The organism is Methanocella conradii HZ254, from assembly GCF_000251105.1.
Lineage (GTDB): Archaea > Halobacteriota > Methanocellia > Methanocellales > Methanocellaceae > Methanocella > Methanocella conradii.
Map to the genome: position 1 here is coordinate 1,521,434 of NC_017034.1, position 13,372 is coordinate 1,534,805.

The 13,372-nt window shown below is 54.0% G+C and carries 15 protein-coding genes and 1 tRNA gene; 6 read left to right on the forward strand and 10 right to left on the reverse strand.

The annotated features are described in order from the left end of the window. Positions 1–9: 9 nt before the first annotated feature. The 3 genes from pscS to MTC_RS07980 all read right to left on the reverse strand — a co-directional run bounded on the left by pscS (position 10) and on the right by MTC_RS07980 (position 3,458). Entirely contained in the window at positions 10–1,383 is a 1,374-nt protein-coding gene (gene pscS / locus MTC_RS07970; protein WP_014406182.1) for an O-phospho-L-seryl-tRNA:Cys-tRNA synthase, read from the reverse strand. 382 nt (positions 1,384–1,765) lie between these two features. Continuing rightward, positions 1,766–2,140, reverse strand: coding sequence for a transcriptional regulator (locus MTC_RS07975; protein ID WP_014406183.1), 375 nt, complete (start codon positions 2,138–2,140; stop codon positions 1,766–1,768). Between the two features lie 97 nt (positions 2,141–2,237). Continuing rightward, entirely contained in the window at positions 2,238–3,458 is a 1,221-nt protein-coding gene (locus MTC_RS07980; RefSeq protein WP_014406184.1) for a cation:proton antiporter, read from the reverse strand. 128 nt (positions 3,459–3,586) lie between these two features. Between MTC_RS07980 and MTC_RS07985 the strand changes: the two genes are divergently transcribed. From MTC_RS07985 to MTC_RS08000, 4 genes are all read left to right on the forward strand, one after another. Continuing rightward, positions 3,587–3,657: transfer RNA gene (locus MTC_RS07985), tRNA-Cys, on the forward strand. A 52-nt stretch (positions 3,658–3,709) separates the two neighbouring features. Beyond that, positions 3,710–4,486: an ATP-dependent sacrificial sulfur transferase LarE gene (larE, locus tag MTC_RS07990; RefSeq protein ID WP_014406185.1), complete on the forward strand. Its 777-nt coding sequence runs from the start codon at positions 3,710–3,712 to the stop codon at positions 4,484–4,486. A 6-nt stretch (positions 4,487–4,492) separates the two neighbouring features. Further along, positions 4,493–5,662, forward strand: a complete 1,170-nt coding sequence (gene thiI / locus MTC_RS07995) for a tRNA uracil 4-sulfurtransferase ThiI (protein WP_014406186.1) — start codon at positions 4,493–4,495, stop codon at positions 5,660–5,662. A gap of 66 nt (positions 5,663–5,728) precedes the next feature. Beyond that, a complete protein-coding gene (locus MTC_RS08000; protein ID WP_014406187.1) occupies positions 5,729–6,517 on the forward strand; it encodes a sulfide-dependent adenosine diphosphate thiazole synthase in 789 nt (262 codons plus the stop codon). A gap of 14 nt (positions 6,518–6,531) precedes the next feature. Here MTC_RS08000 and MTC_RS08005 read toward each other — a convergent pair whose 3' ends face one another. The 3 genes from MTC_RS08005 to MTC_RS13535 are packed head-to-tail and all read right to left on the reverse strand — an operon-like array spanning position 6,532 to position 9,079. Next, a complete protein-coding gene (locus MTC_RS08005) occupies positions 6,532–7,689 on the reverse strand; it encodes a trans-sulfuration enzyme family protein (RefSeq protein ID WP_014406188.1) in 1,158 nt (385 codons plus the stop codon). Then, on the reverse strand, positions 7,686–8,375 hold the full coding sequence (locus tag MTC_RS13750) for a pyridoxal-phosphate dependent enzyme (protein ID WP_052322800.1): 690 nt from the start codon (positions 8,373–8,375) through the stop codon (positions 7,686–7,688). Before MTC_RS13750 ends, MTC_RS08005 begins: the two co-directional genes overlap by 4 nt. Positions 8,376–8,386: 11 nt before the next feature. Further along, entirely contained in the window at positions 8,387–9,079 is a 693-nt protein-coding gene (locus tag MTC_RS13535; RefSeq protein ID WP_052322801.1) for a PLP-dependent cysteine synthase family protein, read from the reverse strand. 235 nt (positions 9,080–9,314) lie between these two features. On the opposite strand from MTC_RS13535, the gene MTC_RS13355 reads away from it, so the two are divergent. Then, positions 9,315–9,479, forward strand: a complete 165-nt coding sequence (locus MTC_RS13355) for a hypothetical protein (protein ID WP_014406189.1) — start codon at positions 9,315–9,317, stop codon at positions 9,477–9,479. Here MTC_RS13355 and MTC_RS08015 read toward each other — a convergent pair. Together MTC_RS08015 and MTC_RS08020 are read right to left on the reverse strand one after the other, a co-directional pair. Next, entirely contained in the window at positions 9,454–9,972 is a 519-nt protein-coding gene (locus tag MTC_RS08015) for a DUF1847 domain-containing protein (protein WP_158308505.1), read from the reverse strand. The genes MTC_RS13355 and MTC_RS08015 overlap by 26 nt on opposite strands. Positions 9,973–10,064: 92 nt before the next feature. Further along, a complete protein-coding gene (locus MTC_RS08020) occupies positions 10,065–11,060 on the reverse strand; it encodes a radical SAM protein (protein WP_014406191.1) in 996 nt (331 codons plus the stop codon). A 207-nt stretch (positions 11,061–11,267) separates the two neighbouring features. Between MTC_RS08020 and MTC_RS08025 the strand changes: the two genes are divergently transcribed. Then, positions 11,268–11,489: a winged helix-turn-helix domain-containing protein gene (locus MTC_RS08025; RefSeq protein ID WP_014406192.1), complete on the forward strand. Its 222-nt coding sequence runs from the start codon at positions 11,268–11,270 to the stop codon at positions 11,487–11,489. A gap of 238 nt (positions 11,490–11,727) precedes the next feature. Here MTC_RS08025 and MTC_RS08030 read toward each other — a convergent pair whose 3' ends face one another. Both MTC_RS08030 and MTC_RS08035 read right to left on the reverse strand, forming a co-directional pair. Then, positions 11,728–13,038 carry an MFS transporter gene (locus MTC_RS08030; RefSeq protein WP_014406193.1) on the reverse strand — a complete coding sequence of 437 codons (1,311 nt, stop codon included), beginning with the start codon at positions 13,036–13,038 and terminating at the stop codon, positions 11,728–11,730. 57 nt (positions 13,039–13,095) lie between these two features. Continuing rightward, complete coding sequence (locus MTC_RS08035; RefSeq protein WP_014406194.1) at positions 13,096–13,371, reverse strand: ubiquitin-like small modifier protein 1; 276 nt, start codon at positions 13,369–13,371, stop codon at positions 13,096–13,098. Position 13,372 lies beyond the last annotated feature (1 nt).

Consider the following 13,372-nt stretch of genomic DNA (forward strand, 5'->3'; position numbering starts at 1 on the left):
TCTTTCACCTCAATTAACGTTCAAGCCATGCTTCCTCGCTATATCGAGGAACGCCTCGCTAAGGTACTTTATTTTCTCCCAGGAGAGGCCGTACGTGTTAAGCTTCCACGTCTTGGTGGCCCCTGCGAACTCGCCGACGATGCCCCTCTCAGCCAGCTCTTCGCTGAAGTAGAAGCCGCGGCGCTTATGCGTCCTGGCCACGGTATCGTAGCTGCCTGTGGTGTCGACCTTCGTGAGCGTGTGCTTTCTCGGCCACTCCGACAGTACTTTGCTTCCCTCGACGCGCTGGAACTGCTCAAGGAAGTAGTTGGACTTCCTGACCTCTTCGTCCCAGCGCTTTACCCTCTCCTTGACTGTCGGGAACGACGCCATCATGGAGAGTAGCGTGCCGCCCATTAGCGTGCAGCCGAGGTTCTCGACTTCCTTGATGCCGAACTTTCTCTTTGTTACGTCGCCCACCATCTGCGTGGTGCGGAGCACCTTCGGTGCATACTCATTCGAGACGCCCAGCACTCCTGACGGGGCGACCGATGCCATGCTCTTATGGCCGGAGCCCACGACGAAGTCGGCGCCGATCTTCTTAGCGTCCACGGGGGCGATACCCACCGTGTACGCTCCATTATACAGGAACGGTATGCCGTACTGCTTCGCCACTTTAGCTATGCCATAGACGTCGTGCTCGTTGCCGAACATGTAGTCGAAGTGGTCGATCATTATGAGAGCGGGCAGCTTGCCGGTCTCACGCTTGACCTCCTCGACCTTCTCGGCCGTGGCGTCCGCCGTGACGATGTTTTTCTCGTTCTTTGGCACCTCTTTGACGATGGCGCCGGCCTGCTCGACTGCAAGGAACTCGGTGTAGTGGGCGAGCGAAGACACGATGACTGAGTCGCCCTTCTCTACCAGGGCGGATACGACGGCCTGGAACGCCCTCCTGGCTCCGGGTGTGACCCTCGCCTGGTCAGCGTTCAGGAATCTGGCCAGCTCGGCGTGGAAGTCCTCGATGCCGGGCCTGGTGATCCTGTCTAGCCTGAAGGGCTTGCGGCAGTAGTCGCAGGTCGAGTAGCCGTCTCCATACGCGATGATCGCTTTTCTTGCCTCGGGCGTCAGCCTGCCCGCGACCTGGATCGGGTGAATATTTATGTATTCCTCTTCTCTTGTTCTGATTTCCAGGCTCCCTATCCGGGTCTTTGGCGGGCATGTGCCAGTATTTGCGCCACCGGCCTCAATCTCGCCGATGTATTCCCTGACCTTCGCAAGCGATTCCCTTACTTTTTGTTCTTGCTCTGGAGTAAGCCCGCTGGGCAGTGACTGCCTGAATATTTCCCTCACGTCCTCGAGGGCGAATAATGCATCGAACGTCCTTTGAACACGTATATTAGCCATTCATATCACTACTTGGTGATTAACAATTGTTAAATTTTTTATTTATATCCTGTGCTAGTGGCAATTTTAGGCTTTCAAGCAAAGTTTGAGGTTTTTGTGCCTCGCTTATCGCGGCAGGCCATCGTTAACGATTGTTTATAATGTTAACAATTGTGTAAAGGCGTTAATACTATATAAAGCATATGGTTGTATTAAAAATATGCATGCTGGTTATATCAATATGAAGGGTCTAGAAGAAAATAAATTAGCCGAAGAGATGGCTGAACCTATTGATGAGGCTCCTATCGGACAGGCTGCGATGGATCTGGTACCGAAGCCATGAAACGTATCCGGGCTCAACGATTAAATTAAGCATATTAAGGCAAAATATACAATAAAAAGCCTAACTATTATAATTACTCATGCAGAGGTCGCAGCCCTCCAGGTTCGTATTATCTTCCTGCCGGTGCAGGTCACACAGGGACCCAGTCTGCTTCACGATGGCGCAGACCGCGCAGATGCCCGGTATGACGTCCCTTGACGTGCTGCCCTCCGCGATCTCCTTTGCGAGGCTTTTAATGGCCTTTCTTACTTGCTTGTTCACCGGTATGCCCCTGCCGCGCTTATCCTTGACGTACTGCGACACGGCAGACTGAGTGATCCCCAGCTTTTCGGAGACGACTTTCTGGGACAGGCCCAGCTTGATCATCTCCTTAGCAAGCTCGGCCCTGATGGTCGGTATGACGTACCACACTATCAATTCGCACGGAGGCTTCATGTTATCACGTTCTAATTATAATGAACAATTGTTATTTGTATATATAATTAACGTTGTGAAGTCTTCAGGAGTTTCATGTGTAAACGCAGGCGTTCCTCTACTCTGCTGTGGCCAGCCGTTTTATCATAGGGCCACTTATAATCGAGGTGATGACCGCCATTATGATGAGGGCGACGAAAATGCGGTCATCGATGAGGCCAGCATCCCTCGCGACCCTGGCCAGGACCATCTCCATAGCGCCCCTCGAGTTCAGGGCGATTCCGATGGCGGCGGCCTGCCTGGAGGGGAGCCCGCTAATCTTTGCGCCCAGCGTCGCGCCAATGACCTTGCCGGCGCACGCCATGAGGAGGGTCGCAGCCGCCAGTAGGAGGTCGAAGGATTTGAAAAAATCCGCCCGCAAGCCTATGGAGACGAAATAGATAGGGGCGAAGAAGCACATGACAAGCCTGCTAAGCATATCATTAGCCTCAATGCGCTTATCGCTGCCTCGCGAGAAAGCCGCGCCCGCCATGAACGCTCCAAAGGCCGCATGTATGCCCATAAGCTCGACTATTACGACCGCCAACAGCATGAAAACCATGGCAAGGCCCATGTAGCAGGCGGAGCATGGCTTAAGCCATTGTAGGGCTTTCTGTGCGAGGACACGGCCGGCCATAAGCAAGAACATTAAGGTCAAAAGCACGACGATGAAGGACGTGTAAGGGGACAGGCCAGGCACGTCCCTATATGCGAATTCATTTAAAACTAAGGTGAAAAGCGACCAGCCGACGAGGTCGTTAATCGTCGCGACGCCCATCACGATCATGCCAGTATCGGTCTTCAACAGGCCCATATCCTTTAGCATGCGGGCTATGACAGGAAGGGCGGAGATGGAGAAAGCGGTGCCAATGAATAAGGCGAGCAGCTTTAGCATGCTCTGGGCATGCCCTCCCCAAAGTTGAGGGGACAGGATGACCAGGCTGAAACCGAGTACGAAAGGTAGAGCTATCCCCATTAAGCTCGTCCATGCTATATTGTATAATCGCTTTTTGATCATGCCTATGTCAACCTCAAGCCCCACGAAGAACAGGAAGAAGAGCACGCATATCTGGGTGAGAACGTCTATTCCCATGTAGGCTGGCCCTACGTTCGGGAATAGCCAATCGTAGGCATTCGGGCTTAACCTGCCCAGGACCGTCGGCCCTATGACGATGCCGCCGATGAGCTCTCCTACGATAGATGGGATATGAAGCCTTCGCATCAGATGGCCGAAGGAGAGAGCTATGCTTAACATTATGACAATATCCAGGAAAATGACAGCAATATCATGTGGAGCCATAAATGCCTTATTGGTTAACTATTGTCATATATTTAACAATTGTTATTTAGCACGACAAATATCTTCGGATTGTATGCCGGAATGCGAGAGTATAAATATTATCGGGTGGATTAACTATTGTTAAGCCTGCAGGGATGGCAGAGTGGCTATGCAACCGGCTGCAGACCGGTACAGGAGAGTTCGAATCTCTCTCCCTGCTTTTTAAGTGACTTTTTATGAATTCGATACTTGAGCATAGACTTCACGTGCTTATGAAGACGTTGTGCCAGATGGGCAGCGTCATGGTTGCCTTTTCTGGAGGCGTTGACTCCACGCTTTTATTGAAATGCGCAGCCGAGGCCCTGGGAAGGGAGAACGTAGTGGCAGTCACGGCATCTTCAGATACGCTCAAGCCCGAAGACCTGGAGAGGGCGAAAGGCTTAGCCCATCTCATAGGCGTCAGGCACATCGTTATAGGCACGAGTGAGATGGAAGACCCGGAGTACGCGGCCAACACGCCAGATCGCTGCTACCTGTGTAAAAAGCTCAGGTTCAGCATGCTGGCCCATCTGAAAGATGAGATGGGCATCGCTTACATCGCTGACGGCGCAAACGCCGACGACGAGGGCGACTATAGGCCCGGCATGCGGGCTTTGGCAGAGCTGGGCATAAGGAGCCCGCTGCGAGAGGCGGGGCTACGCAAGGCCGAGGTCAGGGAAGCTGCGAAAGCATTCGGGCTGCCGAACTGGGACCTGCCGTCGCAGGCATGCCTGGCCTCGAGGTTTCCATATGGCACGAAGCTTACGCCCGAACGGCTCAAGCAGGTATACGAGTCTGAGAAGCTCGTCAATAGCCTTGGCGTCAGGCAGGTGAGGGTACGATATCACGGCGACGTCGCCCGCATAGAAGTGCCGGCCGGCGACATAGGGCTGCTGGTAAAACACAGAGAGGAGGTCGTCGAGGGCCTGAAAAAAATAGGGTTCATATACGTCACTCTGGACTTACAGGGGTTCAGGAGCGGCAGCCTGAACGAGGCATTAAATAGGTGAGCAGAGATGGATTTTGACCTGATAATCGTACGGTATGGGGAAATAGGCATTAAGAGCGAGCCGATAAGGAGAAAGTACGAAAATTTACTGGTGAAGAATATACGCGCAATGCTGGCGGCGAATGGCATCGATTTTGAGGATATTGCCAGGGAGCGCGGCCGCATATACGTGAAGACGAAAGACGAGGGCGCCATACAATTACTGAGCAAGGTGTTCGGCGTGGTGTCGTGCAGCCCGGCGATATCCGCCGGATCGACGGTCGAGGAGGCCGCGAAGTTTGCCGCGGACGTGGCGAGGAACATCGTGAAGGACGGCGAGTCCTTTGCCATAGTGCCCAGGAACGCCAGCTACCAAAAGCTCACGCCGATGGAGATAGGGCGTATCTGCGGGGACGCGGTGTTAGAGGCGATAAGGGAGAGAAAGCCGCACGTCGATCTCAGGAACGCGAAGCATCGGATCCACGTTGAGCTGAGAGATTCGGGCGCCTACGTGTTCACCGACATTGTGCCAGGGGTGGGCGGCATGCCGCTGGGCTCTCAGGGTAAAATGGTCGCCATGGTTTCAGGCGGCATCGACTCGCCCGTCGCCGCCTGGCTCATGATGAAGCGGGGCTGCGAGATAGTGCCCGTGTTCTTCCATAACGCCCCCTATTTCGACGATACCACGATGGAGCGGGCCTTGAATACGCTTAAAAAGCTAAAGGAATGGTGCCCGGGCCACGAGATGAAGGCTTACATCATGCCACATGGCAGGAACCTGCAGGCTTTTCTGGAAAAGGGTAACCAAAAGTACACTTGCGTGTTCTGCAAGCACCTGATGTATAAGGTGTCGCGCGCCATCGCGGAGAAAGAGGGGGCTCATGGCATCGTGACTGGGTCTTCGCTAGGCCAGGTGGCCTCGCAGACCTCGGACAACATGCTCGCCGAGGCCTACGACGTGGACTTTCCGGTCTATCATCCGCTCATCGGCCTCGACAAGGAGGAAATCGTCGGGATCTCAAAGAGGATCGGCTTGTTTGACATCTCGATACAAAAGGCGGCAGGATGCAGGGCAGTGCCGAAGCACCCCTCCATCCACGGGCGCCGGGAAGAGGTCATCAGGATGGAGAGGGAGCAGTTTGACTTCGATGAGCTCGTTGCGCTCGAGGTTGAGAACGCAAAAGAGGTAACGCTTTAAGATGCAAAAATGATAAATAGACCAACCGCATATAACAATTGTTAATTTTATGGAGCATGATTAAGGATGGCAAGCATATTTTCATCGGCATCGGAAAATACGATAACCAGGACGATAGTGAGCGGTTTCTCCGAAGATTTTAACAAATATCTGGAAAGCGACGTGATCATTATAGGGGGCGGCCCCAGCGGCTTGATGGCCGGAAGAGAACTTGCGAAAAAAGGGGCCAAAGTTCTCATTATCGAAAGGAACAACTATCTTGGAGGCGGTTTCTGGATAGGCGGCTTTTTAATGAATAAGATCACGGTAAGGGCGCCAGGCCAGAAGGTCCTTGACGAGCTTAACATTCCATACAAAGAATTCGCTAGCGGGCTCTATGTAACCGAGGGCCCGCACGCGTGCTCAAAGCTCATCGCAAGCGCCTGCGAGGCCGGGGCCATGATACTTAACATGACCACGCTGGATGACGTGGTCCTGCGTGACATGAGGGTGAGCGGTGTCGTCGTCAACTGGACGCCCGTTTCCTCGCTTCCAAGGGAAATCACATGCGTGGATCCGATAGCGATTGAGTCGAAAGTCGTGATCGATGCAACAGGCCACGACGCCTGCGTTGTTAAAAAGCTCGAATCCCGCGGCCTGATAAAGGCCAAAGGCTTTGGCGCTATGTGGGTTGAAAAGTCTGAAGACGCCGTCGTCGAATACACTGGGGAGGCATATCCAGGCCTCATCGTGTCGGGCATGGCAGTCTCCACGTTGTACGGGCTTCCTCGAATGGGCCCGACCTTCGGGGCAATGTTGCTATCGGGAAAGAAGGCCGCAGAAGTTGCATATACAAAATACCTATCTGCCCAATGAAAATAAATATGGCTTTAGATTGCGCCAAGGGCGTAATCCAGGTCGCCGATGAGGTCATCGATGTCCTCGATCCCGGTGGATAGCCGGACGAGGCTATCGGTGATTCCTATCTTTTCCCGGTCTTCCCTTGGGATGCTCGCGTGGGTCATCAGTGCCGGGTGCTCGACCAGCGACTCGACACCGCCCAGGCTCTCGGCCAGCGCATAGATGCGGAATCGTTCCAGGACCCGCTTCGTCTGCGCCAGGTCCGCATCGAGCTCAAAGGAAAGCATCCCGCCAAATCCTGTCATCTGCCTCTTTGCCAATTCGTGCTGAGGGAAGCTTTTCAATCCCGGATAATTTACCTTCTTGACTTTGGGGTGGGATTCAAGGTATTCGGCGACCCTACGCCCGTTTTGGTCATGCCTCTCCATCCTAAGCGCGAGGGTCTTAATCCCGCGAAGGGTTAGATAGCAGTCGAAGGGCGATGGTACTGTCCCTATAGCGTTCTGGTTGAACTTGATCTTCCGGTAAATATCCTCGTCGGAGAGCATGATGGCCCCGCCGACCACGTCGCTGTGGCCGCTGATGTATTTCGTAGTGCTGTGAAGCACTATGTCCGCTCCCAGGCCTAGAGGATTCTGGAAAAAGGGGCTCATGAAAGTATTATCCACGACCGTGAGGATACCATGTCTTTTAGCGATTTTTGATATTTCCCGGATGTCGCACAGCTTCATCAGCGGGTTGGTCGGGCTTTCGAGCCAGATCAATCTTGTGTTTTCGCGTATGGCATCCTCTACGTTCGCCGTATGGCTGGCGTCCACAAAGGTGAACTCCAGGCCGAAGCCGGCCATCGTCCGCTGAAAGAGCCGCTTCGTGCCACCGTAGAGGTCGTCGAATCCTATGATGTGGTCGCCTTTTTTTAACAGCGATAGCAATAGCGTCGTCTCGGCGCCCAGCCCGGAACTGAACGCGAGGCCATATTTGGCGTTCTCCAGGGCAGCGAGCCTTTTTTCCAGCGCGTCCCTCGTCGGGTTCCCGGACCTGGAATATTCGTAGCCTCCGGTCGGCTTGTCAACGTCTTTTCTGGCGAATGTGGAGGAGAGGTGTATCGGGACGACGACGTCCCCGCTCCCGCCTTCCTTGAAGTTCGGCTCTTCTCCTACATGTATTGCCTTCGTCGCGAATTTCATGCCATCACTTTCTGCCCTGGTAACTTTTCTTTGACAAAATAGTTGATCACATCCGTGCTGGTAATGATGTCCACCACCCGGCCGTTATCCACCACCACAGCGGCGTTCTTATCCTTCAGCAGGGTGAACGGGTTGAGGATACTGTCCTTCACGTTCACGGAAGGCAGCGGGTCGTCCAATACCTCGCGGACCTTTTGCCCCAAGGATGCTTCATGTCTCGCCAGCTTATTCATTATCGTCAGCTCACGGATGCTGCCGACCTGTACCCCGCCCTCTACTACCGGCAGCTGCGAGATGCCGTTTTCCTGCATCACGGCTAACGCCTCATACAAGCGGTCTTCAGGCCTCGCCGCCATCAGGCTATGGACCCGCCGGGGCTTGGCGGAGATGATGTCCCTGACAGGGATCTGCTCTTCCTCGCTCTCCAGGTAGCCGTTCTCGATCATCCACTCGTCGGAGTAGATGCGGTTGAGGTAGTTCCTTCCCGTGTCCGGCAGGATAACGACGATCGTCCTGTCAGGACCGAGCCGCTCAGCCACCTGCTTCGCCGCGAAGACGGCCGCCCCGGAGGACCCGCCTGCGAAGATGCCTTCTTCCCTGGCCAGCTTCCTGGCCGTCAAAAATGCATCCTTATCGCTCACGACGATCACCTCGTCGACCAGCTTCAAGTCCAGGGAGGACGGCATGAAATCCTCGCCTATCCCTTCGACCTTATAGGTATGTATCTCGCCCTTGGTGCCGTAGAACTCGTGATGGAATATGAGCCTTCGGGGTCCACGCCTACGACCTTGATGCTCGGGTTCTTTTCTTTCAAGTACCGCGCGGTCCCGGTAATGGTGCCGCCCGTGCCCATCCCGGCTACGAGGGCATCGACCTTTCCGCCCATCTGCTCCCATATCTCAGGCCCGGTCGTCCGGTAATGGGCCTCAGGGTTAGAGGGATTGAAATACTGATTCGGGTTGAACGCGTTTGGCATCTCCTTTGATATCCTCTTGGCCATCTGAACGTTGTTGGCGGGGTCGTCCGGGGACACAGCCGTCGGGGTTACGATCACCTTTGCGCCGAATGCCTTTAAAATATCGATCTTTTCCTTGCTCATCTTGTCGGGTATCGTAAAAATGACCTGGTATCCCTTAACAGCCGACACCATGGCCAGCCCCACGCCCGTGTTGCCGGAGGTCGGCTCGACTATCGTATATCCCGGCTTGATCAAGCCCTTTTTCTCCGCCGCTTCGATCATAGAGAGGCCTACCCGATCCTTGATGCTCCCGCCGGGGTTTAAAAACTCCAGCTTGGCATAGACTTTGGCGGCGCCCGGCCCTATGAGCTTATTGATCTTTACCATTGGTGTCCGGCCCACCAGCTCAGTGATATTATTAGCTACCATCATGCATTTTCCTCCCTTTTCCTGGCTCAATAATAGCTTCCTGTCGTGAAATCTTATGTAATGTGCCACCAATCCTTATCATCTGATATACCAAAAAATGTGAGATATAGGCAATCCCAAATAAAAGTCGGATTGTTTATTACTCGTGATAATTTTCCCATTTAGAATAATTAGCCCGATTTATCGCTTTTTTGCCTAAATCTAAAGCCATTTAGAGTATTAATTAATTTGTACTATTATGTGCGATGGGATAATTAGCCAAAAATTAAAGGTCATCGGGGAGCTCATGCGAATGGAGCGGCCCGCAGAGCCTCAGGAATACATAGAAGAGCACATGGCCTGGACCCTGGAGGAGCTGAAAACCTACTATGACCAGATCAGGCCAATGGTATCGGCTCCGTGAGCTTTAAACGCTCTGGATTGCTCACAGCCTCGTGCACGAGCTCGGGTTTTGTTTTAATCCACGACATGAACTTGCTTCCCCCGGCATCAAGGAGCCTCGCCTGCGCCACGGGATTACAGATAGGCTCGAACGTGCCAGGTATCGCTTTCTCGCTGTCCAGGAGACCGATCTCCTCCCTGGGTATGGCGCCGCATTTACAGCACACCGATATGGCCTCAAAGCCCTTTACCTCCAGTATCTTCGTAAGGGTCCTGGACTCGGCGATAAGGCCGATACACGTCGCTATCCCCAATTTCTTATAGCTCCTCCCCTCGGTCCGCGCGGCGGCGATCGCCATCTTCCGTATTTCCGGGTCCTCCTTGTATAAACGTAACACTTCATCGATCGTCTCTTTTTGAGTCTTCGTAGGGCAGAACATCGGCCCGCTATTGGGCGCGTTGCTCCAGCACGCCTGCCGGTTACACTTGCTGCATTCTAATGAGACCTTTACCATGCATTCACCGTCTTTGAAAAAAGGGTGCCTTATGTATATATCCATAAATAATACAGCAAATTCTACCGGAATGAATCACTTAAATAAAAGAATTAGATGTCGCGTACCGGCGATACGTCGCAGCCAGTGCACAGCAGGCAGCCGGTCCGGGCTTGCGTCACGTCGAGCCCGTATTTAGCAAGTATGCGGCGCTCCTCGGATGCCAATTTCAATAAACGCCCCGCGCTCACATTTTCTATGTATACGTCGTCCTTGCGGAGCGGGTGGGGGCTCACCTTTCTCAATATCGGAATGACGCCCATGCTCGCCAGCATCTCTATGCCCTTTATTACCGTATCGTCGGTCTCGCCCAGGCCTATCAAAACGTTGGTGAATACGTGGTTGCGCCCGAATACCGACACGGCGTGCCCCAGCGACTTAACGATGTAATCCTGCGACAGGTCGGGGCAAACCTTCTTGAATATCCCGGGGTCCACCGACTCTACATTATACTTGATCTCCAAAGCCCCTGCATCCTTCAAGGCCTCGCTCGAATCGTCGGTAGGATACACGGATACTCCGATTGGTATATTCCGTGGCTTCACCAGGTCGTATATTTCGCGGACGAGCCCTGCGACCCTCTCTACCTCTTCTTCCGGGGTTTTCCATACTCCTGATGTCAGGGATATCGAGGCCAGGTCCGGGTTCTTCAGTCCGTTCCGGACCAGCTCTAGCACTTCCTCAGTGGACTTAACCTTGCCCTGCAGCCTGGGAACCGGGCAGAACTTGCAGTCGAACACGCAGCGCTCGCTAACGGTAATGTAGGCCTGCCTGGGGCAGTGCGATATCGCCTCTTCCAGCTTGCCACGCACGAACACCTTTTCCGCATCATCGTATATTGTGACATCGTCGCCGTCCAGGGACGCCTTGAACCTCGACGCCTGGCGCACGCCAAGCCTCACCCGGTGCCCGTCAATATTCACGAATATCGACTCCAGGCCAGCGCCCGGGCCCGCTGTAGCCCTGGTCACGTACGGCCTGAAAGAGCTATCGATGACGACGCCTCCCGCCTCGATCAGCTCCGCCTTCTTCTTTACGCTCACTTCCATGCCATCACCATCATAGTTAACGAAAAAATCGTTAACAATATAACTATTGTTAATTATGGGTATAAATAAATGACGTTTAACCCATGTTCCCGCATAATGCCCATTGCGAAAGATTTAACTATTGTTAAGTGCATCTTAGAGGTGGTGAAAATTCCATGAGGGATCGTTTTTGCCTCTAACAATATAGACGTACCGAAGATCGAACGCTTGCCGCCTTCGGCAAAGCTGGTGTATAAGGTGCTGGAATCCAGCGGCCTGCTTACCCAGAAGGACATTATCAAAAAAACGTATCTCCCGCCGAGGACCGTTCGCTATGCGCTGAAGCGCCTGCGGGACGAGAATATCCTCCAGGAGCGCTTCTATTTCAAGGACGCGCGCCAGAGCCTGTACGGGCTGAACAAGGATGCAGCGGGGGTGGTAGGAGGATAATACCGTTATCCTCTGTTCTTTATGCCATGTAGTTAACTACGGCGAGCATTATTCAAGAAGTGAACAAGCAGCCGTTACCTGTAATTCCAGCCGCATTGCTTCCGTGACCGGCCTCCTCTCATTTCCTTTCATGGACGTACCAGTCTATGTCGAAGACGAGTCCGGATATAGGCCTGCTCGAGGATGGAAGACGCGCTCACGAGACCAGAGACTCTTCTGCCGACACGACCCCGGCGCCTCAAGCTGAAAGCTTCGATGGGCCGAGGAGGGTCACGATGATGATGAACGCCGTAATGCCCGCGGCCATGGCCAGCCAGATGGCCGCATAGCCGCCTGAGGACAGTAGCCAGCCGCAAAAGGCTGCCCCAGCACCTCCGCCGCCAAAGAGGCCGAGGCCGATCAGCGCGGACGGGAGCCCTTTGGCGTCGGGCGCCACGTCGAAGGCGATCGTTGCAAGGGGCGACTGGATGAAGATATAACTCAAGCCCAGGGCTATGCTGGCGAGCAGCCCGGCCTGCCATGAGGGAAAGGCCACGAGAAGCAGGGCGGCGAACAGGGCGAAGCATCCACCGGCAAGGATGGTCCGCTGATGGCCCAATCGCGCCACCACGCCGCCGACCTGTGACCCGGCGAAGGCGCAGGCGAATCCATAGAACATCACCACCAGACCCACCCGGAGATAGTCGAGCCCGGTCACCTGGTTCAAGAATGAACCGAGGAAACTGTACAGTCCGATGAGGAGAAAACCTGTGGCCAGCGCGGCGGGAAATATCACTTTGCCTTTCGGGGTCGACACGACGCGCCGGACCTCCGGTAAAAAGCGGCGACTATCGCTCCCGATCTTTTCCGCAGGCAATCTCCGTAAAAGGACGAGCGCGCACAGGGCTGCAACGCTAAAGAACAGGAAAGCGGACCTCCAGCTGACGAAATTAGCGAGGAAACCGCCGAACCCTACGCTCAGGCCCTGTCCCAGAAAGACCATACCCATGAACCTTCCGACGGAAGCGGGGCGGTCAGGCGGAGGGACGCTGTCGCCGATCAGCGCCAGCGATACGGAAATGATGCCCGCGGCGAAAAAGCCGGTGACCGCCCGGCAGAGCAAGAGTGACCATACGGATTTGGCGAAGGCGCAGGCGCACGAGCCCAGCGCAAGCCCGCCGACGATCCACCGAAGGACTTTCGCTTTGCTCAGGCGGTCGCTGAGAAAGCCATAGACTGGCTGCATGAGCCCATACGGCACCATGTATGCGGTCAGGATAGAACCGGCCAACGCGACCGAAACGCCGAATCCGGCGGCGATGGCCGGCAAGACGGGCGATACGATCCAGTTATCCGCCGCCGAGATAAAGCCCGCGAGGCCCAGGATTAAAATAAAAGATCGGTCTATAAGGACTCCATCGGCCTTTTCCCGTATCGTGATATCACCAGGATACCGATAGTTATCCATTAGGCAATAAATAATTTTTGATGAATATACGGATAGCCTGACGAGTATCGATGGCGTGTTAAGGATTGCTAAATTAACATTATGTATATATAGAATGCTCATTAAACAATAGTTAATAAAATGTATAAACGTAACGATAAGGCAAAAATATATAAAGGATTATCCGCCCGATACGGGCGGGAACACGGCGATATCGTCGCCTTCCTTAACCCTGGACTCCAGGCCGCCCTGGTCTCTCACGCTTTTACCGTTGAGCAGGATATTCACGTATGGCTTGATATCCTGGCCCGTTAACATCAACGGCTCCAGCTTCGGATAATCGTGCACCAGGGCCGACACGACGTCCCTCACGGTGCTACCCTTTACGTTCACTTCCACTTCCTTGTTCTTAGCAACTTCACGAAAGTTCGCGAACAGCTTCACCTTTAATTTCATT